At 64.6% G+C, this 26,001-nt stretch carries 27 protein-coding genes, 1 pseudogene and 1 riboswitch; of the genes and pseudogenes, 10 read left to right on the top strand and 18 right to left on the bottom strand.

Going from position 1 to position 26,001, the window contains the following annotated elements:
• The first annotated feature begins 15 nt into the window (after positions 1 to 15).
• A riboswitch (TPP riboswitch) is annotated at positions 16 to 110 on the top strand.
• A gap of 41 nt (positions 111 to 151) precedes the next feature.
• Positions 152 to 961, top strand: a complete 810-nt coding sequence (gene thiD / locus GR158_RS05295; RefSeq protein WP_160870231.1) for a bifunctional hydroxymethylpyrimidine kinase/phosphomethylpyrimidine kinase — start codon at positions 152 to 154, stop codon at positions 959 to 961.
• Positions 962 to 964: 3 nt separating this feature from the next.
• Here thiD and GR158_RS05290 read toward each other — a convergent pair whose 3' ends face one another.
• The 4 genes from GR158_RS05290 to GR158_RS05275 all read right to left on the bottom strand — a co-directional run bounded on the left by GR158_RS05290 (position 965) and on the right by GR158_RS05275 (position 3,826).
• Complete coding sequence (locus tag GR158_RS05290) at positions 965 to 1,576, bottom strand: LysE family translocator (protein ID WP_160870230.1); 612 nt, start codon at positions 1,574 to 1,576, stop codon at positions 965 to 967.
• A gap of 74 nt (positions 1,577 to 1,650) precedes the next feature.
• On the bottom strand, positions 1,651 to 2,451 hold the full coding sequence (locus GR158_RS05285) for an AraC family transcriptional regulator (protein ID WP_160870229.1): 801 nt from the start codon (positions 2,449 to 2,451) through the stop codon (positions 1,651 to 1,653).
• Positions 2,452 to 2,454: 3 nt separating this feature from the next.
• Positions 2,455 to 2,859: a GFA family protein gene (locus tag GR158_RS05280; RefSeq protein WP_160870228.1), complete on the bottom strand. Its 405-nt coding sequence runs from the start codon at positions 2,857 to 2,859 to the stop codon at positions 2,455 to 2,457.
• Positions 2,860 to 2,914: 55 nt separating this feature from the next.
• Positions 2,915 to 3,826 (bottom strand): pirin family protein, encoded by a 912-nt coding sequence (locus tag GR158_RS05275; RefSeq protein ID WP_160870227.1) that lies wholly within the window; start codon positions 3,824 to 3,826, stop codon positions 2,915 to 2,917.
• 275 nt (positions 3,827 to 4,101) lie between these two features.
• Between GR158_RS05275 and GR158_RS05270 the strand changes: the two genes are divergently transcribed.
• Positions 4,102 to 4,923, top strand: coding sequence for a class II glutamine amidotransferase (locus tag GR158_RS05270; RefSeq protein ID WP_134648088.1), 822 nt, complete (start codon positions 4,102 to 4,104; stop codon positions 4,921 to 4,923).
• Here the strand turns inward: GR158_RS05270 and coaBC are convergent.
• The 4 genes from coaBC to ubiE form a co-directional block, all read right to left on the bottom strand.
• Entirely contained in the window at positions 4,916 to 6,121 is a 1,206-nt protein-coding gene (coaBC, locus tag GR158_RS05265; protein ID WP_160870226.1) for a bifunctional phosphopantothenoylcysteine decarboxylase/phosphopantothenate--cysteine ligase CoaBC, read from the bottom strand. The genes GR158_RS05270 and coaBC overlap by 8 nt on opposite strands.
• A 102-nt stretch (positions 6,122 to 6,223) precedes the next feature.
• Positions 6,224 to 7,027 carry an ion channel gene (locus tag GR158_RS05260; protein ID WP_160870225.1) on the bottom strand — a complete coding sequence of 268 codons (804 nt, stop codon included), beginning with the start codon at positions 7,025 to 7,027 and terminating at the stop codon, positions 6,224 to 6,226.
• A 40-nt stretch (positions 7,028 to 7,067) separates the two neighbouring features.
• Positions 7,068 to 8,642, bottom strand: coding sequence for a 2-polyprenylphenol 6-hydroxylase (ubiB, locus tag GR158_RS05255; RefSeq protein WP_160870224.1), 1,575 nt, complete (start codon positions 8,640 to 8,642; stop codon positions 7,068 to 7,070).
• Between the two features lie 37 nt (positions 8,643 to 8,679).
• Positions 8,680 to 9,456 carry a bifunctional demethylmenaquinone methyltransferase/2-methoxy-6-polyprenyl-1,4-benzoquinol methylase UbiE gene (gene ubiE, locus GR158_RS05250; RefSeq protein ID WP_134648081.1) on the bottom strand — a complete coding sequence of 259 codons (777 nt, stop codon included), beginning with the start codon at positions 9,454 to 9,456 and terminating at the stop codon, positions 8,680 to 8,682.
• Between the two features lie 175 nt (positions 9,457 to 9,631).
• Here ubiE and mutM point away from each other — a divergent pair, with 175 nt between their 5' ends.
• From mutM to dnaA, 4 genes are all read left to right on the top strand, one after another.
• Positions 9,632 to 10,522 carry a bifunctional DNA-formamidopyrimidine glycosylase/DNA-(apurinic or apyrimidinic site) lyase gene (mutM, locus tag GR158_RS05245; RefSeq protein ID WP_160870223.1) on the top strand — a complete coding sequence of 297 codons (891 nt, stop codon included), beginning with the start codon at positions 9,632 to 9,634 and terminating at the stop codon, positions 10,520 to 10,522.
• 48 nt (positions 10,523 to 10,570) lie between these two features.
• On the top strand, positions 10,571 to 11,344 hold the full coding sequence (locus GR158_RS05240; protein ID WP_134648077.1) for an enoyl-CoA hydratase: 774 nt from the start codon (positions 10,571 to 10,573) through the stop codon (positions 11,342 to 11,344).
• 190 nt (positions 11,345 to 11,534) lie between these two features.
• Complete coding sequence (rpsT, locus tag GR158_RS05235; RefSeq protein ID WP_134648075.1) at positions 11,535 to 11,801, top strand: 30S ribosomal protein S20; 267 nt, start codon at positions 11,535 to 11,537, stop codon at positions 11,799 to 11,801.
• 986 nt (positions 11,802 to 12,787) lie between these two features.
• Positions 12,788 to 14,239 carry a chromosomal replication initiator protein DnaA gene (gene dnaA, locus GR158_RS05230; RefSeq protein ID WP_202402147.1) on the top strand — a complete coding sequence of 484 codons (1,452 nt, stop codon included), beginning with the start codon at positions 12,788 to 12,790 and terminating at the stop codon, positions 14,237 to 14,239.
• Between the two features lie 102 nt (positions 14,240 to 14,341).
• Here dnaA and hemW read toward each other — a convergent pair whose 3' ends face one another.
• The 4 genes from hemW to rph are packed head-to-tail and all read right to left on the bottom strand — an operon-like array spanning position 14,342 to position 17,337.
• The gene (hemW, locus tag GR158_RS05225; RefSeq protein WP_371731616.1) at positions 14,342 to 15,535 is read right to left on the bottom strand and encodes a radical SAM family heme chaperone HemW; all 1,194 of its coding nucleotides are present in this window, start codon (positions 15,533 to 15,535) and stop codon (positions 14,342 to 14,344) included.
• Between the two features lie 7 nt (positions 15,536 to 15,542).
• The gene (gene rdgB, locus GR158_RS05220) at positions 15,543 to 16,187 is read right to left on the bottom strand and encodes an RdgB/HAM1 family non-canonical purine NTP pyrophosphatase (RefSeq protein WP_160870221.1); all 645 of its coding nucleotides are present in this window, start codon (positions 16,185 to 16,187) and stop codon (positions 15,543 to 15,545) included.
• A 9-nt stretch (positions 16,188 to 16,196) separates the two neighbouring features.
• Positions 16,197 to 16,607, bottom strand: coding sequence for a VOC family protein (locus tag GR158_RS05215; protein WP_134648069.1), 411 nt, complete (start codon positions 16,605 to 16,607; stop codon positions 16,197 to 16,199).
• A 13-nt stretch (positions 16,608 to 16,620) separates the two neighbouring features.
• Positions 16,621 to 17,337, bottom strand: coding sequence for a ribonuclease PH (gene rph, locus GR158_RS05210; protein ID WP_134648067.1), 717 nt, complete (start codon positions 17,335 to 17,337; stop codon positions 16,621 to 16,623).
• Positions 17,338 to 17,485: 148 nt separating this feature from the next.
• On the opposite strand from rph, the gene hrcA reads away from it, so the two are divergent.
• Positions 17,486 to 18,565, top strand: a complete 1,080-nt coding sequence (gene hrcA, locus GR158_RS05205; RefSeq protein ID WP_134648065.1) for a heat-inducible transcriptional repressor HrcA — start codon at positions 17,486 to 17,488, stop codon at positions 18,563 to 18,565.
• 90 nt (positions 18,566 to 18,655) lie between these two features.
• The gene (grpE, locus tag GR158_RS05200; protein ID WP_134648063.1) at positions 18,656 to 19,273 is read left to right on the top strand and encodes a nucleotide exchange factor GrpE; all 618 of its coding nucleotides are present in this window, start codon (positions 18,656 to 18,658) and stop codon (positions 19,271 to 19,273) included.
• 80 nt (positions 19,274 to 19,353) lie between these two features.
• Here the strand turns inward: grpE and ptsN are convergent, their stop codons facing one another.
• The 6 genes from ptsN to lptC all read right to left on the bottom strand — a co-directional run bounded on the left by ptsN (position 19,354) and on the right by lptC (position 24,469).
• Positions 19,354 to 19,815 carry a PTS IIA-like nitrogen regulatory protein PtsN gene (gene ptsN, locus GR158_RS05195; RefSeq protein ID WP_134648061.1) on the bottom strand — a complete coding sequence of 154 codons (462 nt, stop codon included), beginning with the start codon at positions 19,813 to 19,815 and terminating at the stop codon, positions 19,354 to 19,356.
• A gap of 73 nt (positions 19,816 to 19,888) precedes the next feature.
• On the bottom strand, positions 19,889 to 20,464 hold the full coding sequence (gene hpf, locus GR158_RS05190; protein WP_134648059.1) for a ribosome hibernation-promoting factor, HPF/YfiA family: 576 nt from the start codon (positions 20,462 to 20,464) through the stop codon (positions 19,889 to 19,891).
• 248 nt (positions 20,465 to 20,712) lie between these two features.
• The gene (gene rpoN, locus GR158_RS05185) at positions 20,713 to 22,266 is read right to left on the bottom strand and encodes an RNA polymerase factor sigma-54 (protein WP_160870220.1); all 1,554 of its coding nucleotides are present in this window, start codon (positions 22,264 to 22,266) and stop codon (positions 20,713 to 20,715) included.
• A 140-nt stretch (positions 22,267 to 22,406) separates the two neighbouring features.
• Positions 22,407 to 23,195, bottom strand: a complete 789-nt coding sequence (gene lptB, locus GR158_RS05180) for an LPS export ABC transporter ATP-binding protein (RefSeq protein ID WP_134648230.1) — start codon at positions 23,193 to 23,195, stop codon at positions 22,407 to 22,409.
• 40 nt (positions 23,196 to 23,235) lie between these two features.
• Positions 23,236 to 23,793 (bottom strand): LptA/OstA family protein, encoded by a 558-nt coding sequence (locus GR158_RS05175; RefSeq protein ID WP_246665537.1) that lies wholly within the window; start codon positions 23,791 to 23,793, stop codon positions 23,236 to 23,238.
• Positions 23,794 to 23,800: 7 nt separating this feature from the next.
• On the bottom strand, positions 23,801 to 24,469 hold the full coding sequence (lptC, locus tag GR158_RS05170) for an LPS export ABC transporter periplasmic protein LptC (RefSeq protein ID WP_160870218.1): 669 nt from the start codon (positions 24,467 to 24,469) through the stop codon (positions 23,801 to 23,803).
• A gap of 195 nt (positions 24,470 to 24,664) precedes the next feature.
• On the opposite strand from lptC, the gene sppA reads away from it, so the two are divergent.
• Entirely contained in the window at positions 24,665 to 25,615 is a 951-nt protein-coding gene (sppA, locus tag GR158_RS05165; protein ID WP_160870217.1) for a signal peptide peptidase SppA, read from the top strand.
• An 18-nt stretch (positions 25,616 to 25,633) separates the two neighbouring features.
• Positions 25,634 to 25,942, top strand: a pseudogene (locus GR158_RS05160) (integration host factor subunit beta); the annotation flags it as partial.
• Between the last annotated feature and the right edge of the window lie 59 nt (positions 25,943 to 26,001).

The raw sequence follows: 26,001 nt of genomic DNA, 5'->3' as shown, positions 1-26,001 counted from the left end.
CATTTGCGAAAAGCGTTGCCGAGACAGGGGCGTCCGCGCAGGCGGGCTGAGAAGCACCCTTTGAACCTGAACCGGATCATGCCGGCGGAGGGAGTCGCTGGCACTGCATTCGCCGTTGTCCCGCGCCCGCCTCCGTCCGCAAGGAGGCGAGATGGCAGACACAATCGCAAACATCCTGTCGATCGCAGGCTCCGACCCCTCGGGCGGCGCCGGCATCCAGGCTGACCTCAAGACCTTCGCCGCCCGCGGCACCTACGGCATGGCCGTGCTGACGGCGCTGACGGCGCAGAACACGCAGGGCGTTTCCGGTCTGCATCTCGTGCCGCCGGCCTTCGTCGCCGCGCAGATCGCCGATGTCTTCGCCGATGTGCGGGTGGGCGCCGTCAAGATCGGCATGATCGCCTCGGGCGAGATCGCCGAGGCGGTCGCGAACGCGCTGTCGCCGCATCGCTCCGTCCCCGTCGTGCTCGATCCCGTCATGATCGCCAAGGGCGGGGCCTCGCTTCTGGCCGCAGACGCTGTGGAGGCCCTGACGCGCCGGCTGCTGCCGCTGTCCACGCTGCTCACGCCCAACCTGCCGGAGGCGGCCGCCCTGCTCGGCGAAGCCGAGGCGACGGACCGCGCTGCGATGGAAAGCCAGGCGAAGCGCCTGCTGGCGCTCGGGCCGAAGGCGGTTCTGCTGAAGGGCGGGCATCTGCCGGGCAACGAGAGCCCGGATGTGCTGGCCATGCCGGGCGCGCTGCGCTGGTTCGAGGGCGTGCGCGTGCTCACGCGCAACACCCACGGCACCGGCTGCACGCTGTCGAGCGCGGTGGCGGCGGAACTGGGCAAGGGGCATTCGCTGCCCGATGCCGTGGCGGCGGCCAAGAGCTTCGTCGCCGGCGCCGTGCGCGGATCCGGTGCGCTGGCGGTCGGCGCGGGCCATGGACCGCTGCACCATTTCCACGCGCTCTGGGCGTGATGGTCAGCGATCCGAAAGCGCCAGCCGCAGGCCCATGAGCCCCAGGGCCGCGGCGAAGCTGCGCTGCATCCAGGTCATGACCGCCGGTCGGCCCAGCACCTGCCGGCGCAGGCTGGCCGCAAGCGCGGCATAGACGGCGAAGACGAGGAAGGTCAGCAGCATGAACACGCCGCCGAGCAAAAGCATCTGCGCCGTCAGGTCCGGCGCGCCATCGGGCACGAACTGCGGCAGGAAGGCGAGGAAGAACAGCGAGAGCTTCGGGTTGAAGACATTGGTGAAGGCGCCCTTGCGCACGATGCGCGCGGCCGCCCCGACCGGCTGTTCCGGTGCCATGTCGAGCGCGACGCTTTCGCGCAGCATGCTCCAGGCGATGAACAGCAGATAGATGACGCCGATGATGCGCAGCATTTCGAAGGCAAGCGCGCTGGCATGCAGGATGGCGGCGAGCCCGGCGATGCTGGCCAGCATATGCGGGATGATGCCCAGCGTGCAGCCGAAGGCCGCAAGCAGGCCGGCGCGAAAGCCGCCGCTGACCCCGCGCGCCACGGTGTAGATGACGCCGGTGCCCGGAAGCAGGATGACGATGAGCGAGGTGATGAGGAATTCGGCAGTCATGTCGGGTTTCCATGCGCTTGAAGAGGCGGCAGGAAACACCGGATGGTCATCGCGGTCTTGAACGAAATTGCAGGTCAGGCGAGGGCGGCGAGATAGGCGCCCGGCGTATAGCCGTAGCGCCGCGTGAAGTTGCGCGTCATGTGGCTCTGGTCGGCGAAGCCGGCGCCGGCCGCGGCATCCGCAAGTGGATTGCCGGCGGCGATGAGGCGTCGGGCGAGATCCGTCCGGCGCTGGATGAGATAGGCGTGGGGCGTCAGCCCCGTGGCGCGGGCGAAATCCCGCACCAGCCGGAAACGGCCAAGGCCGCAATCGGCAGCGAGTACATCGAGCGTGACGGGCGAGACCGGGTCGGCGTCGATCCGCTCGCGTGCGCGGGCGATGCCGGCAGCCGCAATGCCCTCGCGGCGCGGCGCCTGCTCGCGCAGCACGGCCGCCAGCAGCAGGAGAAGACGCTCATCGCGGCAGATTGCGGCGGCCTTGCTGTCCACCAGCGCTGCCAGGGCGGCTGCGACAAGCCGGCCGACACGGCCGTCGTCCAGCACGGGCGCATGAAACTCCTCGCGGGTGCCCCCTTCGAAAATGTCCTGTGCCGCGGCCGCGACGATACCGGGCCGCATATAGAGCATGCGCCAGGCGCGGGACGCGCCGCCAACAGGCGCGCCGTCATGCACCTCGCCGGGATTGACGGTGATCGTGTTGCCGGCCTGCGCCTCCACGCGGCCGCGCCCGCTCGCCGATGTCTGCGCGCCGCGTTCGACCAGGCCGATGCCGTAGGTGTCGTGGCTGTGGCGGGCGAAGGCATGGCTGCTGTCGGCGATGACGGCTTCGACGCCGTCGATGGCCGTGTGCAGGACCTGGAAGCACCCGCTTGCCACGCTCTACTCCCGCGGCGTGCCGGGAAGGGCTTCGGTCTCGCCGAACCAGTCCATGGCCGAGGAGCACCAGATCTGGCGCTTGGGCTTGAGGGCGGCGCGCTGGTTGATGCTGCCCCAACGGATGCCCCAAAAGGCGGCCGCCTCGCCCGTGCCCGAGGAAAACAGCGGCGTTCCGCATTCCGGGCAGAAGTGCAGAAATCGCTCGCGGCCGCTTTCGGCGATCTTGGTGTAGACCTTCGGCGTCTCGCCGGTGAGGGTGAGATCGGCCCGCGGCACGCGCACGGTAACGCGATAGGGCGAGCCGGTCAGCCGCTGGCAATCCGTGCAGTGGCAGATGAGCAGCCCATCGGGATCGATCTCGGCTTCATAGGTCACGAAGCCGCAATGGCATTGTCCGTCGATCCGCATCTCTCGTCCTTCCGCCTCGGGTAAAGGCGGAAGGATAGGCGCCTGTCGCGCGACGTCAATGCGCCGGCTTGATGAAGGTGCCGTTGCGCAGTTCGCGCATGGCCTGCCGCAATTCGGCCTGCGTGTTCATCACGATGGGGCCGTGCCAGGCGACGGGCTCCTCGATGGGCTTGCCGGAGACCAGCAGGAAGCGGATGCCCTGCTCGCCGGCCTGCACCGTCACCTCGTCGCCCGTGTCGAAGACCACGAGCGTGCGGTTGCCGGAGAGATCGCGGATGTTCAGCTCCTCGCCCTGGAACTCCTTCTCCACCTTCACGCCGAAGGGCTTGGAGGCGTCGCGGAACGTGCCGGAGCCGGCGAAGATATAGGCGAAGGCCGAACGGTAGGTATCGACCGGCAGGCGCTTCGTCTTGCCCGGCGGCACCGAGATGTCGAGATAGACGGGCTCGGCGGCGATGCCGTCGACCGGGCCGGTCTTGCCCCAGAAGCTGCCAGCGATGACGCGCGCCACCGTGCCGTCGTCGTCGACGGCGACGGGAATATCGGCGGACTTGATGTCCTGATAGCGCGGCGCCGTCATCTTGAGCGACGAGGGCAGGTTGGCCCAGAGCTGGAAGCCATGCATCTTGCCGGCGAAATCGCCGCGCGGCATTTCCTGGTGCAGGATGCCGCTGCCGGCCGTCATCCACTGCACGTCGCCGGCGCCCATGACGCCGTGGTTGCCGAGGCTGTCGCCGTGCTCGACGCTGCCGGCCAGCACATAGGTGATGGTCTCGATGCCGCGGTGGGGATGCCAGGGGAAGCCGCGGATATAGTCGTCGGGATCGTTGTTGCGAAAGTCGTCCATCATGAGGAACGGGTCGGTCAGCGATGGATCGCCGAAGCCGAAGACGCGGTGCAGTTTCACGCCGGCGCCTTCCATGGCGGGGCGGGCAATGCTTTCGTGTTTGACGGGGCGTATGGACATGGGAGAAGTCCTTTCGACTGGGTTGTTTGTCCCTTCTATACGCCAGCGCCATTGTTCACGAAATCTGCCCGACATGAAACGGAGTGTTCACAAAAAGCGACGTTCGTGGCGCGCAGCCGTGCGGCTCGCCCGTGCGGGAATGACACGCATGGTTTCCGCCCGTTTACTTTCGTTAACGCATTTTTACCCATTTGCGTTGAAAATCCGGGCAGTGCCATGGTTAATGCGTCGGATCCGTCACCGGTTCGCACCGGTCCAATCAAGCAGGAAATGTCATGTGCCGTTGGGCAGCCTATCGCGGAGAGCCGCTCTTTCTCGAGGAACTCGTGTCCTCGCCCGCCCATTCGCTGATCGAACAGTCCCACTGCGCCACGCGCGCCAAGACGGCCACCAACGGTGACGGCTTCGGCATCGCCTGGTACGGCGACCGTCCGGAGCCCGGCCGCTACCGCGATATCCTGCCGGCCTGGTCCGACTGCAATCTGCGCAGCATTGCGCGGCAGGTCCGCTCGCCGCTCTTCCTCGCCCATGTCCGCGCCGCGACGGGCGGCGGCACGCGGCGCGACAATTGCCATCCCTTCGTGCACGGCATCTGGTCCTTCATGCACAATGGCCAGATCGCCGATTTCGAGCACCTGCGCCGGCCGCTCGAGACCATGCTGGACAATGATCTCTACAGCGCGCGCACCGGCTCGACGGATTCGGAACTGCTCTTCCTGCTGGCGCTGCAATTCGGCCTTGCCCGCGATCCGCTCGGCGCCATGGCCGAGACCATCGCCTTCGTCGAGCGCCTTGCCGCCCATCTGGAGCATAAGGTGCTCGTGCGGTTCACGGCCGCGTTTTCCGATGGCAAGCAGCTTTATGCCGTGCGCTATGCGACGGACTATGCGGCGCCGACGCTCTACGCCGCGCCGATGGGCGATACCGGCGGCTATTGCCTCGTGTCCGAGCCCCTGAACGACGACACGGAGGCCTGGGTGGAAATTCCGGATGGCAGCGCCGTGGTGCTCGGCGAAAACGGCGTCGACATGCGCATCTTCTCGCCTGCCGGCCGCCCGGCAGGATCGATGGAAGCCAAGCTCGCCCTCGTCAAATAAGCCGTTCGGCAATCCAGCCGGCGAGACGATCCGCGACATCGTCCTTCGACAACTCCGGCCATGCCGTGATGCCATCGGCGGTAATGAGCTTCACGCTGTTCGTCGTGCCGCCCATGATGCCGGTTTCCGGGGAGACATCGTTGGCGACGATGAGGTCTGCGCCCTTCTTCTGGAGCTTCACGCGGCCGTTGTTTTCGACATCCTGCGTCTCGGCCGCAAAGCCGACGACGACAGTCGGGCGCTTCGTGTGATGGCCGACGGTCTTCAGGATATCGGGGTTTTCCGACAGCATCAGCGGCGGCGGGCCTTCGCCGGGCTGCTTCTTGATTTTCTCCGCGTTGGGCGTCGCCACGCGCCAGTCGGCGACGGCGGCCACCATGACGGCGATATCCGCCGGCAGCGCGCCGAGCACCGCCTCCAGCATCTCCGACGCTTGCTCGACGCGGATCACCGTCACGCCTGGCGGGTCGGGGATCGTGACCGGCCCGGAAACGAGCGTCACCTCGGCTCCAAGCCGCGCGAGCGCTGCGGCGATGGCATGGCCCTGCCGGCCCGAGGAGCGGTTGGCGATGTAGCGCACGGGATCGATGGGCTCATGCGTCGGACCCGACGTGACCACGGCCTTGCGGCCGGCAAGCGGCTTCGCCCCGCCATCCAGCAGGCGCTCCACCGCCGCGACGATCTCCAGCGGTTCGGCCATGCGGCCGGCACCCGCCTCGCCGCTCTCGGCCATTTCGCCGGCATTGGGGCCGATGAAGGCGAGGCCGTCGCGGCGCAGCGTCTCGACATTGCGGCGCGTCGCGGCATGGGACCACATTTTCGGGTTCATGGCCGGCGCGAGCAGCACGGGGCGGTCGGTGGCGAGAAGCACGGTCGAGGCGAGGTCGTCGGCCAGCCCGTTCGCCATCTTGGCCATCAGGTCGGCCGTGGCGGGCGCGACGACGATGAGGTCGCAGTCGCGCGCCAGGCGGATATGGCCGACATCCTGCTCGTCCTCACGCGAGAACAGGTCCGTATAGACATGGCCGGACGACAGGGCGCCGACGGCAAGCGGCGTGACGAAGTGCTGGGCGCCCGACGTCATGACGGGCCGCACCTCTGCGCCGCGTTCGCGCAGGCGGCGGATGAGATCGAGGCTCTTGTAGGCGGCGATCCCGCCGGAAATGACGAGGAGGATGCGTTTTCCTGCAAGCGGCATGGCATGTCCCGGGCTCGTGAGGCGCAAGCGGCCCCGAAGGGCGTTCGTGATGTCCTATCGCGTCGAAACCGCATTTCCAAGCGCGCTCTTCGCCCGAACGCCTCAACTGCCCTCGTCGGGAATGTTGAGGACATGGCCGCAGGCCTTGCAATGCACGGCATCGGCGTCGTGGCGCGACAGGCCGCATTGCGGGCAGGGGAAGGTCACCTTGTAGGGCCGTACGATGGCCTGGGCGAGGCGCACGAAAAGCGAGATGCCGACGATCATCGTCACGATGGCGGTGAGCTTGCCGAGCGTGCCGGGCAGCACGATATCGCCGAACCCCGTGGTGGTGACGGTCGCGACAGAGAAATAGAGCGCGTCGACGAAGCCGGCAAAGCCCTCCGCGCCGTAGAAGAAGTTGGAGTAGACGAAGCCGGTCACGAGGAAGAGGAAGACGAGGAAGTTCACGCAGGCCTGGATGAGGTCTTCCTTGTCGCCATGCCCGGTGCGCCGCAGCGTCAGCGTGACGAGCTTGCTCTGGCTGATCGCCCAGATGCGCAGCACGCGCAGGAACGCGAAATTGTGCAGCTGGTTGGGAAAGAGCAGCGTGCCGAGAATGACGATATCCACCCAGGTCATCGGCCGCATGAGCCAGTAGCGCAGGTTGGGCGCGATCAGGGCGCGGGCACACAGTTCGAAGGCGATGACGGCGGCGATGAGATAGTCGACGATCACATAGGCCGAGCCCTTTCGCAGATAGGGCCCGGCAATGAAGAAGGCGAGGATCGCCACATCGAGCAGAAGCATGCCGATCTGGAAGCGGATCGCCTCCCGGTCGCGGCCGAAATAGAGCCCGCGCAGCTGCCGTCGCGTGCGCTCGATAAAGGATAGGGATTCGTCGACGCCGGGTGGCTCTGCGCTCATGGCAGGGAGACTAGCGCCGGGCCGGCGCCGGTCAAGCGGCTCAGGTGAGCTTCCAGGCGATGTAGACGAGTGTCGCGGCGATCAGCCAGAGCGCGACGCGGCCCGAACGGCTGTGGCGCGCTTCCGAGCGGCCGATGGCTTCCGCCGTGTCCGCGTCGAAGCGCAGGCCGCGCTCTGCCATGACCGTCAGGTCGTGCGAGAATTTCTCGGCCTTGGCGGCAATCTCCGGGGCGGCTTCCGCCAGCCGCAGGGCGGCGTGCGCGCCGTCGCGCAGGTCGACCAGGAGGCGCTTGGGGCCGAGATTGTCGCGGATCCAGTCGCCGACGACGCCTTCCGAGGCCTTCCACATGTTGAAGCGCGGGTTGAGCGTGCGCGACACGCCCTCCACCACCACCATCGTCTTCTGCAACATGACGAGCTCGGTCCGGGTCTCCATGTCGAAGAGTTCCGTGACCTCGAAAAGCAGGGTGAGCAGCTTGGCCATGGAGATGGTCTCGGCCGGCTGGCCGTGGATCGGTTCGCCGATGGCGCGGATCGCCTGGGCGAAGCTCGCGGTATCGTGGTGCGACGGCACGTAGCCGGCCTCGAAATGGACGTCGGCGACGCGCTGGTAGTCGCGCGTGATGAAGCCGTAGAGGATTTCCGCGAGAAAGCGGCGCTCCTTCTTGCCGAGCCGGCCGACAATGCCCATGTCGACCGCGACGATGACGCCCTGCGGATCGACGAACAGGTTGCCCTGGTGCATGTCGGCATGGAAGAAGCCGTCGCGCAGCGTGTGGCGCAGGAAGGACTGGATGAGCGTGTCCGCGAGATGGTCCAGATCGTGGCCGGCGGCGCGCAGGCCCTCGACATCCGACATCTTGATGCCGTCGATCCATTCCATGGTGACGACGTCGCGTCCGGTGCGCTCCCAGTCGACCTTGGGCACGCGGAAGCCGGGATCGTGGGCGGTGTTCTCGCCGAGCTCGGAAAGGGCTGCGGCTTCGAGGCGAAGGTCCATCTCGACCTTCGTCGTCTGTTCCAGCGTTCGCGTCACCTCGACGGGTTTCAGGCGGCGCGTGTTGGGCAGGATCGCTTCCTGCAGCCGCGCTGCGGCATACATCGCTTCGAGATCGTGGGTGAAGCGCTGGCGCACGCCGGGCCGGATGACCTTCACGGCGACCTTGCGCTCGCCGTTGGCGTCGCGCACCGTCGCGGGATGGACCTGCGCGATGGAAGCCGCGGCGACGGGATCGCCGAACGTGACATAGAGGTCATCGAGCCGTCGGCCGAGCGAACCTTCCACCGTCGTGACCGCCGCCTCGCGCGGGAACGTCGCCATGCGGTCCTGAAGGGTGGACAGCTCCACGGCGATCTCGGCGCCGACCACATCGGGCCGCGTCGCGAGAAACTGGCCCATCTTCACATAGGACGGACCCAGGCGCTCGATGGCGCGCGACAGCCGGTCGCCGCGATCTTCGTGCGCGGCCCTGCGGCGCGCCAGAAGGCCGGCGAAGGCGTGCGCGGTGCGCGCCAGCGGCGGCATGCCTTCGGTCGGCAGGGCGGAGACGACACCCTCGCGCACGAGAACCCAGCCCACGCGGGCGAGGCGAAGATAGGCACCGACGACGCTCATGCGGCCAGGCTGCGTGAAGACGAAAAACGGATCATGATCAGAGCTTCCAGCCCGAATGCAGCGCGGCGATGCCGCCGGTATAATTGGTGTAGGTGACGCGGGAGAACCCGGCGGCGCGGATCATCGCGGCGAAGTCTTCCTGGTTGGGGAACTTGCGGATGGATTCCACGAGATACTGGTAAGGCTCCGCATCCCCGGTGATCATCTTGCCGAACTGCGGGATCGCATTGAACGACCAGGCATCGTAGAACCTGTCGAGCAGCGGCATCTCCACTTCGGAGAATTCCAGAACCAGCAGGCGGCCGCCGCGCTTCAGCACCCGGTAGGCTTCCGAAAGCGCCACGTCGATGCGCGGCACGTTGCGGATGCCGAAGGCGATCGTATAGGCATCGAAGCTGCCGGCTTCGAACGGCAGTTCCTCGGCATTGGCCTCGACGAAATCGAGATTTGCCGAAAGCCCCTTCTTCGCGGCCCGGTCGGCGCCCACGGACAGCATCGAGCCGTTGATGTCGAGCACGGTGGAATGTGCCAGCCGGTCGGAGGCCTCGATGATGCGGAAGGCGATGTCGCCCGTACCGCCCGCCACATCGAGCGTCCTGTAGGACGGGTCCTTGCGCGGGTTGAGGCTTGCGATCATCGCATCCTTCCACGCCCGGTGGAGGCCCGCGGACATGACGTCGTTCATGATGTCGTAGCGCTTGGCGACCTTGTGGAACACGTCGTTGACGAGCGCCTGTTTCTCGCCCTCGCGAACCTCGCGAAAGCCGTAGGAGGTTTCCATGCCGCCGTCTGCGGATGTGCGCTGTTCCGTCATCGTCGTCTCCATGGGCCGGTCTGTCGCAGCCGAATTGCCGCAAGGACCATAGCGAATTGGCTGTTGCCGCGCTATCTGAACGCTTCGCGGGGTATATAGGACATAGATTGCCGAGAGGGAAATGCCGGAGCGCGGCAAATGCGCCCAAGGTTAAATCCCGTTCAAGGAGATGGATATGCCGGAACTGCCGGAAGTGGAAACCGTCAAGCGTGGCCTCGCGCCCGTGATGGAAGGTGCGCGGATAAAAAGAGCCGAACTGCGCCGTCCGGATCTGCGCTTTCCCTTTCCGCCCGCCTTCTCCGAGGCGCTCGAAGGCCAAAAGATCCTGTCGCTCGGCCGGCGCGCCAAATACCTGCTGGTCGATCTCGAGGGCGGCGATGTGGTGATCGCGCATCTGGGCATGTCCGGCTCGTTTCGCGTGGAAGGCCCCGCATTGGAAGAGACGCCCGGCGATTTTCACATGCCGCGCAGCAAGGATCCGCGTCACGACCATGTCGTGCTTCACCTGGAGACGGGGGAAGGCGAGCGCCGGGTCATCTACAACGATCCCCGCCGCTTCGGCTTCATGGATCTTGCACGGCGCGAGGATATCGCCGCCCATGCCTTCTTCCGCGATCTCGGTGCCGAGCCGACGGGCAACAGCCTGGACGCCGATTATGTCGCGGCGAAGTTCCGCGGCCGGCAGACGCCGCTGAAGGCGGCGCTGCTCGACCAGAAGAACATTGCCGGCCTCGGCAATATCTATGTGTGCGAGGCGCTCTGGCGCGCGCATCTTTCGCCCGAACGGCTGGCGGGGACGCTGGTGACGGCGGCGGGCAAGCCGAAGAAGGAGCTGGTCGCGCTGACCGAGGCGATCCGCCAGGTCATTGCCGACGCCATCGAGGCGGGCGGCTCCACCCTGCGCGATCACATCCGCACCGACGGCTCGCTCGGCTATTTCCAGCACACCTTCTCCGCCTATGATCGCGAGGGCGAGCCTTGCCGGACACCGGGTTGCACGGGCACTATCGGGCGAATCGTCCAGAGCGGCCGCTCGACCTTCCATTGCGCGGTCTGCCAGAAATAAAGCCGATGCCGGGACCGGTGTCGCGCGCCGCAAACGAGGAGACAGGACATGGCCTATGAAACCCTGCTGGTGGAGACGCGCGGACGCGTCGGTCTCGTCACGCTCAACCGGCCGCAGGCGCTGAATGCGCTGAACCGCCAACTGCTGGAGGAGCTGCAGGGCGTGCTTGCCGGGTTCGAGGCGGATGCCGGTATCGGCGCCATCGTCATCACCGGCTCGGAAAAGGCCTTCGCGGCCGGCGCCGACATCAAGGAGATGCAGCCCTACGGCTTTGCCGAGGCCGTGACGGAAGACCTCGCCGCCGGCTGGGACGCGGTGGCTGCCTGCCGCAAGCCGATGATCGCGGCCGTCAGCGGCTTTGCGCTCGGCGGCGGCTGCGAGCTCGCCATGATGTGCGATTTCATCATCGCCTCGGAAACCGCGAAATTCGGCCAGCCGGAAATCACCCTCGGCATCATTCCCGGCATGGGCGGCACGCAGAGGCTGACGCGCGCCGTCGGCAAGGCAAAGGCCATGGACCTCGTTCTCACGGGCCGCATGATGGATGCGGCGGAGGCCGAGCGGTGCGGTCTCGTCGCCCGCGTGGTCGCCCCGGAAAGGCTTCTGGACGAGGCGCTGGCGGCAGCCGAGAAGATCGCCGGCTTCTCGCTGCCGGCGGTCATGATGGCAAAGGAGGCGGTCGGCCGCGCGCAGGAAACGGTGCTGTCGGAGGGCATGCGCGCCGAGCGGCGGCTGTTCCATGCGCTGTTTGCCACCGAGGACCAGAAGGAGGGCATGGCGGCCTTCATCGAGAAGCGCAAGCCGACCTTCGCGAACCGCTGAGCATCCGTGCGGCCTTTCTTGCAGAATCCGCGTTGACGGCACCGCGGTTTCCAGCTATACGCCGCCCACAGTTTGGAAAGCCGAATTCTGAGGTTTTCCGATATTGCTCCCGAATTGCTTGGATGACAGGTCGCAGTGACCCGGCACAGCGAGGGTGGAGTTTGTGTCAGATTTCTGAAGAGAGGCATACATGGCCAATACAACCTCGGCTAAGAAGGCGACCCGCAAGATCGCCGCGCGCACCGCAGTCAACAAGTCGCGCCGCTCGCGCGTCCGTAACTTCATCCGCAAGGTCGAGGAAGCCATCGCTTCCGGCGACCAGACGGTTGCCGCTGCTGCCCTCAAGGCAGCCCAGCCGGAACTGATGCGCGCCGCCACCAAGGGCGTGCTGCACGCCAACACGGCTTCGCGCAAGGTCTCGCGCCTCGCAAACCGCGTGAAGACGATGTCGGCCTGATCGCTCAGCCCGAAGAGCTATGCATTTTTAGTCAAAGCCCGGCCATCGGCCGGGCTTTTTCTTTGCTTTTTCGGCGCCGCTATGGTTAACGCGCAAGGCTCGATCGTGTCAAAAGAGTGACGACGAAAATTGTTTAAATTCAATTACTTGTGGGAGGTTGTCCCGCTCGGGCCGGCCTTTCGTAGCGGAAGTTTGACAGCAATTTGAGTCAAGCGAATTTTTATTTTTTTCGTTTTTCGAGCCCTGCGAAAGCCAGGCGAAAACAAAGCCATTGATTCCTAACGGATTCTCTTGAGAGGCCCCGATTCCGAGTCAAAAACCCCCATCCGAGTCAACGGCCGGCCCTTAATTTTGCGTAAAATTCGCCATTGATCTTGCCCCCTGATCCTGCCTAAATGCTTTCCACAGGGGGCGCGGGACAAGCCTGAAAACAAGCATCGGCAAGGCCGTCTTTAACGGTGGCCATGGTTGTTTTTGTCCTCTGTGACGGAGCGGTCTACGCTTCGTAAAATCACCCAACCGGCAAAGCTTGCCCCAGGTGCCATCGGCACGCTGGCAAAGGCTTTTGTGACCTCAGGTTGTGCCGGTTGTCGGCGCGCGAAAGCGCGTCGATGGTGGTATGGTGTCTGCTGCGGTTCTACGAGGGAACGGCGGCGAGGCACCAATCGGGACGGTCGGCTCAGACATGGATGTCCGGTCGGTCCGAAGCGACTTGTGTTTGGGAGAAGGGACTGTGCCGGAGTTTGGGGACCGGCATGGTTCGGGGCACCCATATCCAGAACGGGGCGATTGGCTCACCCGGTTTTGGACATGGCAAACATGAAAGGCGCCGGCAATGCTGCCGGCGTGGCGAATAGAGCATGAAAGGCGGCAAGATGCAGATGAATTCGGCCAGGACGGCTGGTGCATTGGCAAACGGGGAAAATGCAAGACAAGCGCTCCCGCAAGCAGGAGCGCAAACAACGGACGCGGGGGTTCCATCCGACATGAAGCAAGACGCGCTTTTCGACCGAGTCAGCGCGCGCCTGAAGGCGCAGGTCGGTCCCGACGTCTATGCGAGCTGGTTCGGACGCCTGAAGATTCACTCCGTTTCCAAGAGCCTTGTGCGTCTTTCCGTTCCCACGACATTCCTGAAGTCGTGGATCAACAACCGGTATCTCGATCTCATCACCTCGCTCTTCCAGCAGGAAGACGCCGAGATCCTGAAGGTGGAGATCCTGGTGCGCACCGCCACCCGCGGTGCCCGTGCCGGCGCCGTGGAGGATGCCGTCGTCGAGCAGCCCGCACCGCAGGCGCAGGCCCGTCGCACCGCCTCCGGCCCGCAGGCGGTCGCCAGTGCCGTTGCATCGGTCGCCGCCGCTGCCCAGCCGCGCGCCACGCAGAACACGAGCCCGCTGTTCGGCTCGCCGCTCGATCCGCGCTACACGTTCGATGCCTTCGTGGAAGGCACGTCGAACCGCGTCGCCCTTGCCGCTGCCCGCACCATCGCGGAAGCCGGCGCCGGCGCCGTGCGCTTCAACCCGCTCTTCGTCCATTCCAGCGTCGGCCTCGGCAAGACGCATCTTCTGCAGGCCATCGCGCTCGGTGCGCTCTCCAGCGCCCGCAATCCGCGCGTCGTCTACCTGACCGCCGAATATTTCATGTGGCGCTTCGCAACCGCCATCCGCGACAACGATGCGCTGTCGCTGAAGGAAACGTTGCGCAACATCGATCTGCTCATCATCGACGACATGCAGTTCCTGCAGGGCAATTCGATCCAGAACGAATTCTGCCATCTCCTGAACATGCTGCTCGATTCCGCCAAGCAGGTCGTCGTCGCCGCCGACCGTGCGCCGTGGGAACTGGAATCGCTCGATCCGCGGGTGCGCTCGCGCCTCCAGGGCGGCGTTGCCATCGAGATGGAAGCGCCTGACTACGAGATGCGCCTGGAAATCCTCAAGCGCCGCCTTGCGGCCGCCCAGCAGGAAGACCATTCGCTCGATATCTCGCCTGAAATCCTGAGCCATGTCGCCCGCAACATCACGGCGAGCGGCCGCGAGCTGGAAGGCGCCTTCAACCAGCTGCTCTTCCGGCGTTCCTTCGAGCCGAACCTGACGATCGAGCGCGTCGACGAACTGCTCGGCCATCTCGTTGCCGCCGGCGAGCCGCGCCGCGTGCGCATCGAGGATATCCAGCGCGTCGTGGCCAAGCACTACAATGTGTCGCGCCAGGAACTCGTCTCGAACCGCCGCACCCGCGTCATCGTCAAGCCGCGCCAGATCGCCATGTATCTCTCCAAGACGCTGACGCCGCGGTCCTTCCCGGAAATCGGCCGCCGCTTCGGCGGACGCGATCACACCACGGTTCTGCATGCCGTGCGCAAGATCGAGGAACTGATCTCGGGCGACACCAAGCTCAGCCACGAGATCGAGCTGTTGAAGCGTCTGATCAACGAATAGGGATGATGGCGAATAGCGAATAGAGTATGGACACCCGTCGCGTTACGGGTATCCCGCTATTCGCTATTCGCTATTCGCTATTCGCTATTCGCTATTCGCTATTCAGCAAGCCAAATCCGCCACCACCGCATCCAGGATCAGCATCCCTGCAGGCGTGCAGCGCAGGCGGGAATTGCCGAGGCGCTCGATGAAGCCGTGTTCGATGAGGAACTGTTCGCGGTCCGGGTCCGGGTCGCGGCCCGACAGGCTCTGCCAGCGGGCAAGGTCGACGCCTTCCTTGAGGCGAAGGCCCATCAGGAGCAGTTCATCGGCCTGCGCCTCGCGCTCCAGAAGCTCCTGCTCGATCATGCCGTGCCCTTCGGCCTCCACGAGGCCGAGCCAGGCTTCCGGCTTGCGCTCGGTCGCCGTCGCGATCTTCGCGCCGCCGGTCGTCAGGCGTCCATGCGCGCCGGGGCCGATGCCGACATAATCGCCGTAGCGCCAGTAGGTCAGGTTATGGCGGCTCTCGCAGCCGGGGCGGGCGTGGTTGGAGACTTCATAAGCCGGCATGCCCTCACGCTCGGTGATCTCCTGCGTCGCCTCGTAGAGCACGGCCGACTGCTCGCCGTCGGGCACGATCAGCTTTCCGGCCTTGTGCAGGCCGTAGAAGGGCGTGCCTTCCTCGATGGTGAGCTGGTAGAGCGAAAGGTGGTCGACCGCGTAGGACACCGCCTCCTTGAGCTCCAGGTCCCACTCCGCCACCGTCTGGTTCGGGCGGGCATAGATCAGGTCGAAGGACATGCGCGGAAAGATGTCGCGCGCCAGCCTGATCGCCTTCAGCGCATCGGCGACGTCATGCAGCCGTCCCAGGAATTTCAGGTCGCGGTCGTTCAGCGCCTGCACGCCGAGCGAGACGCGGTTGACGCCGGCGGCGCGATAGCCGCGGAAACGCTCCGCCTCCACGCTGGACGGGTTGGCCTCCAGGGTGATCTCGATACCGTCAGGCACATGCCAGTGCCGCGCGATGCCGTTGAGAATGGCGTCCACCGTTTCCGGCGCCATCAGCGATGGCGTGCCGCCGCCCATGAAGATGCTGGTCACGGTGCGCGAGCCCGCCATGCGGCGCATCGTCGCCATTTCCTTCAGGAAGGCCTGCACGAAGCGCGGCTGGTCCACCGGCTGGTGGCGGACATGGCTGTTGAAGTCGCAATAGGGGCATTTGGCGGCACAGAACGGCCAGTGCACATACACGCCGAAGCCGGGATCGGAGAGATCCGTCAGGATGCTCGGCCGCATGTCGAAGGGCACTGCCGTCATGGGTCGTTTACGCCTTCAGGCAGGTTTCGACGAAGATCTTGAAGGCGCGGGCGCGGTGCGACAGCGCGGCCGCGTCGCCGGGCTTCCAGCCGTGCTTTTCCTCCGCACTCATCTCGCCGAACGTCGTCGCGTAGCCTTCCGGCTGGAATATGGGATCGTAGCCGAAGCCGCTGGTGCCGCGCGGCGGCCACACGACATGGCCCTCGACTTCGCCGCGGAAGAGTTCGGTATGACCGTCCGGCCAGGCAAGGCAAAGCACGGAGACGAAGCGCGCGGTGCGGTCCTTCGCCTCTGTCGCGCCTTTCTCGGCAAGCGCCTTCTCGACCTTCTCCATGGCCATGGCGAAGTCGCGCGTGCCGGTCGCCGTTTCCGCCCAATTTGCGGTATAGACGCCGGGGGCGCCATCAAGGGCATCGATGACGATGCCGGAATCGTCCGAAAGCGCGGGCAGGCCGGAGGCCCTGGCCGAGGCGAGCGCCTTGATGGCGGCATTCTCCTCGAAGGTCGTGCCGGTTTCGTCGGGCTCTTCGAAGTTCAGTTCGGCGGCGGATTTCGCCGAAAAGCCGAAGGGACCGATCAGGTCCTCGATCTCGCGGATCTTGCCTGCATTGTGACTGGCGACGACGATCGTCTTGGTATCGAGCTTGCGCATGAGGTTTCCCTAGGCGATGTTCCACAGGCCGGGCTCGGCACATTCGAGGCTGTTGCCGGCGGGGTCGCGGAAATAGATGGAGCGGGCGCCGTTCGGCCAGTGAAAATCCGCTTCGATGGCGATGCCGGCTTCTACGAGCTTTTCGACCCAGAAATCAAGCTCCGGCCCCGGCACGCGGAAACAGGCATGGCCCGGACCGCGCGCCCCGTGCGCGGGCACGGCGCTCCCCGGCGAGGCGTGGATGGTCTCTGCCGGATTGAAGATCAGCAGAACGCCGGGACCGCAGCGGAAGAAAACGTCGCGGTTTGCCTGGCGCGCGATCTTCTCCAGCCCCAGGATACCGCCATAGAAGGCTTCCGCCGCGTCGAGGTCGTCCACGTAGAGCGCGGTTTCGAGAATACCTTCGAGCGCGGCGGCCATGGGCAAATCCCTCTCAGGCGATGGCCTGCTTCTGCATCTCGACGAGTTCGGCAATGCCGTTGCGGGCGAGCAGCATCAGCGAGGCGAATTCCTCCTCGGTGAACGGCTTGCCTTCGGCGGTGCCCTGGATCTCGACGATGCCGCCCGAGCCCGTCATGACGAAGTTCGCGTCGGTTTCTGCGGCGGAGTCTTCGAGATAATCGAGGTCGATCACCGACTGGGCGGCGAAGATGCCGCAGGAGATGGCCGCGACATGATCCTTCAGGACCTTTTCGGTCTTGATCATGCTGCGGGCTTCCATCCACTTCAGGCAGTCGTGCAGGGCTACCCAGGCGCCGGTGATGGAGGCGGTGCGGGTGCCGCCATCGGCCTGGATGACGTCGCAGTCGATGGTGATCTGGCGTTCGCCGAGCGCTTCGAGATCGACGATGGCGCGCAGCGACCGGCCGATGAGGCGCTGGATCTCCTGCGTGCGGCCGCCCTGCTTGCCGGCTGCGGCCTCGCGCTTCATGCGGTCGCCGGTGGCGCGCGGCAGCATGCCGTATTCGGCGGTCACCCAGCCCTTGCCGCTGTTGCGCAGCCACGGCGGCGTCTTGTCCTCAAGGCTTGCGGTGACCAGAACATGCGTGTCACCGAACTTGACGAGACAGGATCCCTCGGCATGCTTGGAAACGTTGCGCTCGAAAGAAACCTTGCGCATCTGATCGGTTTTTCTGCCGGACGGCCGCATTGCGAACTCCTCATTGGTATGGTGGGAGTGCTTTAGACCGTTTCGCCGGGCGAGGGAATGCCGGTGCGGCAACTGGTTGGAAAATCCGTTTTGCGCTGCCCTCAGAAATCACTATATTCCAGGGGAGTAACAGGGTTGCAGACAGACGATGGTTTTGAGATCTCCGGGTCCTGACATTCAGGCGGCACTGGACGAACGTTCAGGGGAAGTCTTCCGCCGCATCGTGGAAAGCTATCTGGAAAGCGGCGAGCCGCTGGGTTCGCGAAACCTTTCCCGTATCCTGCCCATGTCGCTCTCGCCGGCCTCCGTGCGCAATGTTATGAGCGATCTGGAAGAGCTTGGGCTCATCTACTCCCCCCATGTCAGCGCCGGACGACTCCCCACGCAGCTCGGCCTGCGCTTTTTCGTCGATGCCTTCATGCAGGTCGGCAATATCTCGGCGGAGGATCGCGCCTCCATCGAGCGGCATGTGCGCCCGCATGGCCAGAAGCACGGCGCGGTCGAGACCATGATGAGCGAGGCGAGCCAGGCGCTGTCGGGCATGTCGCGCGGCGCAGGCCTCGTCATCACCACCAAGAACGATGCCGTTCTAAAACATGTCGAGTTCATCCGCCTGGAGCCGACCAAGGCGCTGGTCGTGCTCGTCGGCGATCACGACCAGGTGGAAAACCGCATCATCGAGTTGCCGGCCGGCGTCACCAGCTCGCAGCTCACCGAGGCTGCCAATTTCCTCAACGCGCATCTGGCCGGCAACACGCTGCTGGAGGCGCGCTCGCAGCTCGAGCGGCTGCGCGGCGAGATCAGCCGCGAGCTCGACCGGCTGTCGCAGGATCTCGTCGAGCGTGGCCTTGCCGTCTGGTCGGGCGATTTCGAGGAAAACAAGGCCACAAGGCTCATCGTGCGCGGCCGGGCCAATCTGCTGGAAGGGCTGGCCGGCGCCGACGATATCGATCGCCTGCGCCTGCTCTTCGACGATCTCGAGCGCAAGGAGAGCCTGATCGAGCTTTTGAACCTCGCCGAGACCGGCCCGGGGGTCCGCATCTTCATCGGCTCGGAGAACAAGCTGTTCTCGCTGTCCGGCTCCTCGCTGATCGTTGCGCCCTACCGCGATGGCGACGACAAGATCGTCGGTGCGGTGGGCGTCATCGGCCCGACACGGCTGAATTACTCCCGTATCGTGCCGATGGTGGACTATACGGCGCAGCTCATGTCGCGGCTTTCGCGCTGAGAGCCGGTATTCACCCTTCAGCCCTTGATTTTTCGGGTCTAAACCTCGATATCGGGCCCAAACCCCAACAGTGGCAATTCGGAGTACGTCATGACCGACGAGACCAAGAAACACGGACCTGACGAAGCGGTGGACAGCAATCTCGCCGCGGATGCAGCCGCGGAAGACGCGATCATCGAGGAGGAGGCCGTCGCCACGCCCGATCCGCTGGACGTTCTGCGCGCCGAAAACGCCGATCTCCGTGACAAGTACCTGCGGCTCGCCGCCGAGATGGACAATCTGCGCCGCCGCACCGAGCGCGATGTGAAGGACGCCAAGTCCTATTCCGTCGCCGGTTTCGCCCGCGACATGCTGGCGGTCTCCGACAACCTGCGCCGCGCGCTCGACGCCATCCCGGCCGATGCGCTGGAAAACGACGCGAGCCTGAAGGCACTGGCCGAGGGCGTGGAGATGACCGAACGGTCCATGCTGGGCGCCCTCGAGCGCCACGGCGTGCGCAAGCTCGACCCGATGGGCGAGAAGTTCGACCCGAACTTCCACCAGGCGATGTTCGAAGTGCCCAATCCCGATGTCGCCAACAACACGGTCGTCCAGGTCGTGCAGGCGGGCTTCACGATCGGCGAGCGCGTGCTGCGCCCGGCCATGGTCGGTGTGGCCAAGGGCGGCCCCAAGGCGCCCTCCGGCGAGGCGAATGCCGCGGACGCCTGATCGCGCGACAGGCTCAACGACACAAACAAAAACCGGCGGCCGAAAGGCCGCCGGTTTTTTTCATGCAGAGATGGCCGGGCTCAGGCCGCGGACGCCTGTTCCTCGCTGAGGCAGGCATAGATCGCGCTCTCGCTGTCGGAGGCGCGCAGCTTGGCGACCATCGCGGGATCGCGCAGCACGCGCGCAATGCGCGACAGGGCCTTGAGGTGATCTGCGCCTGCGCCTTCCGGCGCCAGGAGCAGGAAGACGAGATCGACCGGCTGATCGTCGAGTGCTTCGAAGTCCACGGGGGTTTCGAGCCTCGCGAAAAGGCCGACGATCTGGGTAAGTGCCCTCAGCTTGCCGTGCGGGATGGCGATGCCATTGCCCACGCCGGTCGAACCGAGCCGTTCACGCTGAAGGATGACGTCGAAGATCTCACGTTCCGGAATCCCGGTGATCTTGGCCGCTTTTGTCGCCAGTTCCTGAAGCAGCTGCTTCTTGGAATTGGCCTTCATCGCCGGAATAATCGCACTCTGCTGCAGTAGACCTGCCAATGCCATGCTTTTGTCCTCGTGCGCTGCGTGAAGGGGTTGAAGAGACGTGGTGCCGGTCAGCGGCACCACGTTCCCCCACTCAGCCTTTGATATTGGCTGCGTCGATCCAGCCAATATTTCCGTCGTTGCGTCGGTAGACGATATTGAGCTGCTCCGAGCCGGCGCTGCGGAAGAGAAGAACCGGATCGTCCGTCATGTCGAGCGCCATGACGGCACTTGCGACAGACATCGTCCTCAGTTTCTTCGTGCTTTCCGCAACGATGGTCGGTGCGTAGTCCTCGGGAAGCTCGTCGTCTTCGTCGGGGACCGAATCCATCACCGTGTAGGCTACTTCTGCAAAGGCATCGTGACCGTTGCCGTTATGGTGTGCCTTGAGCTTGCGCTTGTACCGGCGCAGGCGCTTCTCGATCCGTTCCGAGGCCGACTGGAAAGCGGCCAGAGGATCGTTTGCTTCGCCATTTGCCTGCAAGGCCATCCCCGTATCGAGGTGGATCTTGCAGTCCGCGCTGTACCGCGATCCCGCTTTTTCTACGGTGACCTGGCTCGAATATCCTCCGTCGAAATATTTGGTTACGGCATCTCCCATCTGCTCTTCAATGCGCTGACGGAAAGTTTCACCGATTTCCATATGTTTACCGGATACACGCACACTCATGGAGGTTTCCTCTCTTTCGTGATTTGCGTGCAACAGTCTATTCCAACCTCATCCACGTTCCAAGCTTTTCACGCATGTGATGTCGCGGGTATCGCCTGATAAAGAAAAACGGGGATATGTCTGGAATTCCGGCCTGTCTTCCCATTGGAATTGGGGCGCGCATTAGCCCGTCTGGCCGGTGAAGTCAATCGGCGGATTCAGCGATCGTTAACTTCCGGCCGTCGGAAGGTGGTTTGTGCAGGCCTGTTTTACGAGGCCGTGGCCCTGGCAAGCGCCCGCTTTTCCCGGCGCCGCTGCACGGACGATGGGATGTTCATCGCCTCGCGGTACTTGGCGACCGTGCGGCGTGCGAGATCCACCCCCCCCTTGCGCAGGGCATCGACGATGTCGTCGTCGGACAGTACCGCGGCAGGGTCCTCCTGCGTGATCATGGTGCGAATGCGGTGGCGTACGCTCTCGGCGGAATGGGAATCGCCGCCTTCGGCCGAGCCGATCGAGACGGTGAAGAAATATTTCAGCTCGAAAAGGCCGCGCGGCGTCAGCATGTATTTGTTGGACGTGACGCGGCTCACCGTCGATTCGTGCATCTTGATCGCGTCGGCGACCGTCTTGAGGTTCAGCGGGCGCAGATGATCGACGCCGTGCATGAGGAAGGCATCCTGCTGGCGCACGATCTCGGTGGCCACCTTCATGATGGTGCGGGCGCGCTGGTCGAGGCTGCGGGTCAGCCAGTTGGCCGTCTGGAGGCATTCGTTGAGGAAGCCGTGGTCTTCGCTGTCGCGGCGCGTGCGGCTGGAGACGTTGGCGTAGTAATCGCGGTTCACGAGCACGCGCGGCAGCGTGTCGGCGTTGAGCTCGATGTGCCAGGAGCCGTCAGGGGCAGCGCGCACGATGATGTCGGGCACCACGGCTTCCGATGCGCCCGTCTCGTAGCGCGTGCCCGGCTTGGGATCGAGCTTGCGGATTTCCGCCAGCATGTCCAGGAGGTCCTCCTCGCCCACGCCGCACAGCTTCTTGAGCGTGGCGAAATCGCGCCGGGCGAGCAGCTCGAGATTTCCCACGAGCGCGGCCATCGCCGGATCGAACCGGTCGAGCGCCCTCAGCTGGAGGGCGAGGCATTCGCTGAGCGAGCGGGCAAACACGCCGTGCGGCTCCAGCTGCTGCAGGCTTGCGAGAACGCGCTCCACCTCGGCCACCGGCTTGGCGAGCTTCAGCGCCGTCTCGGCGATATTGCCCTGCAGATAGCCGGCATCGTCCAGCTGGTCGACCAGATGCTGGGCGATCAGCCGGTCGATGGGGCTTGCGAGCGCGAAGGGGATCTGCTCGTTCAGGATATCGCGCAGCGTCTTGCGTGCGGCCACGAAGTCGTCGAGGTCATAGCCTTCGCCCGCCTCGCTGCCGGGCATCGACTTCCATTGGCCGATCAGCTCCGGGGCATCCGCGGCCCGCGGCCCGGCATCATCCGGAAACACGTTGTCGAGGCCGCCGTCGAAGGTTTCGGAGGCGTCGCCCGCGCTGCCCATCGTGGCATTGTCGTAGAGATCCGGCTGGCCGGCATCCTCATTGCCCATGCTTTCGGCAGGGCCGCGGTCGTCATTGACGAGAATATGGTCACTTGGCCCGCCACCGCCGCCATCGTCGGCCGGTGCGATTTCGAGCAGTGGATTCTTCTCGACTTCCTGCTCGATGAACTGGTTGAGCTCGAAATGCGTCATCTGCAGCAGCTGAATCGACTGCATCAGCTGCGGTGTCATGACCAGCGACTGGCTTTGGCGCAGAAAAAGGCTGGCTGCGAGTGCCATTCGGACGCGTTACTCCCCGGAAAAAACAGTTTCCGTCCGCCACGGTGGACGTGGCAAAATCCAACTGGCCCAAAAATTGCTTTTTTAGGGGGTTTGGTCAAGTCACAGCGACGAACTTGGTGAAGATCGCCGCTGTCGTCTCAAAGACTGAAGTTATCGCCGAGATAAAGGCGGCGGACATCGGGATTGTTGACGATGTCGTTCGCCCGGCCGTGGGTCAGCACTTCGCCGGCATGGATGATATAGGCCCGGTCGATCAGGCCGAGCGTCTCGCGCACATTGTGGTCGGTGATGAGAACGCCGATGCCGCGGGACGTGAGGTGGCGCACCAGCGCCTGGATATCGGAGACCGAAATGGGGTCGACGCCGGCAAAGGGTTCGTCGAGCAGCATGAAGGTCGGGTCGGTGGCCAGCGCGCGGGCGATTTCCAGACGACGGCGCTCGCCGCCCGAAAGGGCCACGGCCGGCGATTTGCGCAGATGGGAAATCGAGAACTCGGCGAGCAGGCTGTCGAGCTTGGCTTCGCGCCGCGCCTTGTCCTTGTCGTGAACTTCCAGCACGGCGCGGATGTTTTCCTCGACCGTCAGGCCGCGAAAGATTGAGGCTTCCTGCGGCAGGTAGCCGACGCCGAGCCGCGCGCGGCGGTACATCGGCATGGTGGTCACCTCGTGGCCGTTGATCTCGATCGACCCTTCGTCGACAGGCACAAGCCCGGTGATCATGTAGAAACAGGTGGTCTTGCCCGCGCCGTTCGGCCCCAGCAGCCCGACCGCCTCGCCACGGCGCACCACGAGCGACACGCCATTGACGACGCGCCTGTCGCGATAGGTCTTGGTCAGCCCGCGGGCGATGAGGGTGCCCTCATAGCGTGCCAGATCCGCTGCGTGCGGAGCATGATGCTGCGCAGCATTCTTCGGAGCGCGCGTCAGACGGGAGAGCAGGGAAGGAGCCACTGGGTAAAACGCTATATCAGTTCGTTTGCTTGCGGGACTTGGGATCCAGCTGGATCATCACGCGGCCGCCGCAGGCATCGAGCGTGGCCTCGCCGGTGCGCATGGCCACGTTGAGCTGGCAGCCGACGAAGACGTTTTCGCCTTCCGAGAGCACGACCTTCTTGCCCTTCAGCTGCATGGTCTCGTTGACCATGTTGAAGGTGCCGGTGTCGCCGGTCGCCTCCTGCTTGTCAGACTTGAGATAGACCTTGTCGAAGACGTCGATCTTCTCGATGTCGGCATTGCCGCTGGCCACCGAGCCTTCGCCCGATTTGTAATAGACCACCATCCGGCCGGCCTGCATCGTCGTGGTGCCCTGCACGACCTTCACATTGCCGGTAAACTCGGCCTTGCGCTCCTGGTCGCGGATCTCGAGCTTGTCGCTCTGGATCTGGATGGGCTGGTCGTTGGAGAGCTGCATGCCCGTCATCTGGCTCGTCTGCTGGGCGCCGGCCGGACCGGCGGCAAACGCGAAGCCCGCGACAAGAACCAAAAGGCTGGTGGCCCGGACAGGGGCGGAGAGGGTGGCGAACATGGGGCTCTTACTGTTCTTTGTTGCGGATAGCGGCCGGGTCGACATCGACGACGACCTTGCCCTCGAAGACGACGACCTTGCCTTTATCCGTCATTCGCAGCGACTGCGCAACAATGGATGCGCCGCTGGATTTGATCGAGACGGGCTTGTCCGTCGACATCGTGCCGCCATTGATATCGAGCTGGGCGGACTGGAAGGCGGCATCGAGGCCGGTATTGAGGTGGATGGTGAAGGGCGCAACCATGTCGAGCAGGTTGCGGCCGCGGTCGTAGATGCCGTTCTGGGCGACGACTTCCGCCACCGTGGATTCATTCATGGGCATTTTCGCGAGGATGTCGTGAAGCTCGATGACGTCGGGCTGCTTCATGTCCTGCAGCGCGCGTTCGGCCTTCATGGAATAGCTAATGCCGTCCTTGTTGCGGCCGGCGATGGCCGGATTGCGCATCACGATCTTGCCGTCCTCGATCGATGCGCTCTCCACCTGGAGATCGGAGGGGAGATAGGTGCGCACGATGGAAACCACGGCAAAGACGGCGCCGATGACGAGGGCGGCGACAGGCAGGGCGATCTTCAGCAGGCGCACGCGCGAGGAGTGCCGCGTCGCGAGGCGGTAGGCCTCCACGGAATTGCCTGTGCTCTGCGCACCCGTCGGTGTGTCTGCCGCGCTGTTCAGCATCCTGCCTGCTTGAATTCGAGTATCGGCAAATCGGGTCGCCCTGGTAACGGCTCCCATATGGCGATTATTCCTGAACAAACAATGGATGCCAAGAAAGTTCAGCGACGAATTGCCATTTGCACGGCCAATGCCATATCGATAGGGCCTTCGGCAAGTCACCCCAGGGTCGGCTTCCATAGGGAATGAGGACAGGGAATGGATCACTCCGCCATCGCCGACCGCCGGCAGCTGCGTCGCAAACTCACGTTCTGGCGCGTCGTCGCCATCCTGATCGCGCTTGCCGTCATCCTTGCGGCCGTCGCCTGGCGCTGGCCGGATGCGGGCGCTGGCGACCATATCGCGCGCGTCGAGATTTCCGGCATCATCCAGGACGACAAGGACCTGCTGGAACGCCTCGACCGCATCGCCAAGAACGACCGCGTCAAAGCCCTGGTGGTGACGATTTCCTCGCCGGGCGGCACGACCTATGGCGGAGAGGTCATCTTCAAGGCGCTGCGCAAGGTGGCGGAAAAGAAACCAGTCGTCTCGGATGTGCGCACGCTCGCCGCCTCCGCCGGCTATATGATCGCGACCGCCGGCGATACGATCATTGCCGGCGAAAGCTCGATCACCGGCTCCATCGGCGTTCTCTTCCAGTATCCGCAGTTGAAGGACCTCATGGACAAGGTCGGCGTCTCCCTGGAGGAGATCAAGTCGGCGCCGCTGAAGGCCGAGCCGTCGCCGTTCCATCCCGCCAGCGAAGAGGCCAAGACCATGATCCGCGCCATGGTGATGGACAGCTACGACTGGTTCGTCGACCTGGTCGCCGAGCGCCGCAAACTGCCGCGCGCCGAGGTGCTGCGCCTTGCCGACGGCAGTATCTTCACCGGCCGGCAGGCGCTCGCCGCCAAGCTGGTGGACACGCTGGGCGGGCCGGAGGCGATCCGCGCCTATCTTGCCGAGCGCAAGGTCTCGGCCGACCTTCCCGTCATCGATTACGCGCCGGCCGGCCGCACCGGCTTCCCGTTCCTTGGTTCAGGCGCGCTCGATTTCGTCCGTTCGCTTCTCGGCATGCCGCTCGACCTGCAGCCGACAATCGAAAAACTGGGCGGCCAAAAGTTGTTTCTTGACGGTCTTGTCTCCGTTTGGCAGGTTGACCATGATTGAAAAACAAGAGTTTTTGAGGGGGATACAGTGATCAAGTCCGAACTGGTTCAGATTGTCGCCGCTCGCAATCCACACCTCTACCATCGCGACGTCGAGAATATCGTCAATGCCGTGCTCGACGAGATCACCGATGCGCTTGCCGCAGGTAATCGGGTCGAGTTGCGCGGCTTCGGGGCCTTTTCGGTCAAGAACCGCCCCTCGCGCTCCGGCCGCAACCCGCGCACCGGCGACGCGGTCTTCGTCGAAGAGAAGTGGGTCCCCTTCTTCAAGACCGGCAAGGAACTGCGTGAACGCCTCAATCCCGGTCAGGCCGACCAGGACGATTGAGGCGATTAGCCAAGGGTTTCGCGGGGTTACGCGCGGAGCCGCAGGAATGGAGGCAGGGC

It is taken from the genome of Shinella sp. AETb1-6 (assembly GCF_009826875.1).
Classification (GTDB): domain Bacteria; phylum Pseudomonadota; class Alphaproteobacteria; order Rhizobiales; family Rhizobiaceae; genus Shinella; species Shinella sumterensis.
Note: the sequence above shows the minus strand (reverse complement) of the source record. Positions and strands in the feature narration are given on the sequence as shown.

What these genes read in the sequence shown, in the direction of transcription:
- thiD (WP_160870231.1), top strand. Translation starts at nt 152, where the DNA reads ATGGCAGACACAATCGCAAACATCCTGTCGATCGCAGGCTCCGACCCC.
- GR158_RS05290 (WP_160870230.1), bottom strand. Translation starts at nt 1,576, where the DNA reads ATGACTGCCGAATTCCTCATCACCTCGCTCATCGTCATCCTGCTTCCG.
- GR158_RS05280 (WP_160870228.1), bottom strand. Translation starts at nt 2,859, where the DNA reads ATGCGGATCGACGGACAATGCCATTGCGGCTTCGTGACCTATGAAGCC.
- GR158_RS05275 (WP_160870227.1), bottom strand. Translation starts at nt 3,826, where the DNA reads ATGTCCATACGCCCCGTCAAACACGAAAGCATTGCCCGCCCCGCCATG.
- GR158_RS05270 (WP_134648088.1), top strand. Translation starts at nt 4,102, where the DNA reads ATGTGCCGTTGGGCAGCCTATCGCGGAGAGCCGCTCTTTCTCGAGGAA.
- coaBC (WP_160870226.1), bottom strand. Translation starts at nt 6,121, where the DNA reads ATGCCGCTTGCAGGAAAACGCATCCTCCTCGTCATTTCCGGCGGGATC.
- GR158_RS05260 (WP_160870225.1), bottom strand. Translation starts at nt 7,027, where the DNA reads ATGAGCGCAGAGCCACCCGGCGTCGACGAATCCCTATCCTTTATCGAG.
- ubiB (WP_160870224.1), bottom strand. Translation starts at nt 8,642, where the DNA reads ATGAGCGTCGTCGGTGCCTATCTTCGCCTCGCCCGCGTGGGCTGGGTT.
- ubiE (WP_134648081.1), bottom strand. Translation starts at nt 9,456, where the DNA reads ATGACGGAACAGCGCACATCCGCAGACGGCGGCATGGAAACCTCCTAC.
- mutM (WP_160870223.1), top strand. Translation starts at nt 9,632, where the DNA reads ATGCCGGAACTGCCGGAAGTGGAAACCGTCAAGCGTGGCCTCGCGCCC.
- GR158_RS05240 (WP_134648077.1), top strand. Translation starts at nt 10,571, where the DNA reads ATGGCCTATGAAACCCTGCTGGTGGAGACGCGCGGACGCGTCGGTCTC.
- rpsT (WP_134648075.1), top strand. Translation starts at nt 11,535, where the DNA reads ATGGCCAATACAACCTCGGCTAAGAAGGCGACCCGCAAGATCGCCGCG.
- dnaA (WP_202402147.1), top strand. Translation starts at nt 12,788, where the DNA reads ATGAAGCAAGACGCGCTTTTCGACCGAGTCAGCGCGCGCCTGAAGGCG.
- hemW (WP_371731616.1), bottom strand. Translation starts at nt 15,535, where the DNA reads ATGACGGCAGTGCCCTTCGACATGCGGCCGAGCATCCTGACGGATCTC.
- rdgB (WP_160870221.1), bottom strand. Translation starts at nt 16,187, where the DNA reads ATGCGCAAGCTCGATACCAAGACGATCGTCGTCGCCAGTCACAATGCA.
- GR158_RS05215 (WP_134648069.1), bottom strand. Translation starts at nt 16,607, where the DNA reads ATGGCCGCCGCGCTCGAAGGTATTCTCGAAACCGCGCTCTACGTGGAC.
- rph (WP_134648067.1), bottom strand. Translation starts at nt 17,337, where the DNA reads ATGCGGCCGTCCGGCAGAAAAACCGATCAGATGCGCAAGGTTTCTTTC.
- hrcA (WP_134648065.1), top strand. Translation starts at nt 17,486, where the DNA reads ATGGTTTTGAGATCTCCGGGTCCTGACATTCAGGCGGCACTGGACGAA.
- grpE (WP_134648063.1), top strand. Translation starts at nt 18,656, where the DNA reads ATGACCGACGAGACCAAGAAACACGGACCTGACGAAGCGGTGGACAGC.
- ptsN (WP_134648061.1), bottom strand. Translation starts at nt 19,815, where the DNA reads ATGGCATTGGCAGGTCTACTGCAGCAGAGTGCGATTATTCCGGCGATG.
- hpf (WP_134648059.1), bottom strand. Translation starts at nt 20,464, where the DNA reads ATGAGTGTGCGTGTATCCGGTAAACATATGGAAATCGGTGAAACTTTC.
- rpoN (WP_160870220.1), bottom strand. Translation starts at nt 22,266, where the DNA reads ATGGCACTCGCAGCCAGCCTTTTTCTGCGCCAAAGCCAGTCGCTGGTC.
- GR158_RS05175 (WP_246665537.1), bottom strand. Translation starts at nt 23,793, where the DNA reads ATGTTCGCCACCCTCTCCGCCCCTGTCCGGGCCACCAGCCTTTTGGTT.
- lptC (WP_160870218.1), bottom strand. Translation starts at nt 24,469, where the DNA reads ATGCTGAACAGCGCGGCAGACACACCGACGGGTGCGCAGAGCACAGGC.
- sppA (WP_160870217.1), top strand. Translation starts at nt 24,665, where the DNA reads ATGGATCACTCCGCCATCGCCGACCGCCGGCAGCTGCGTCGCAAACTC.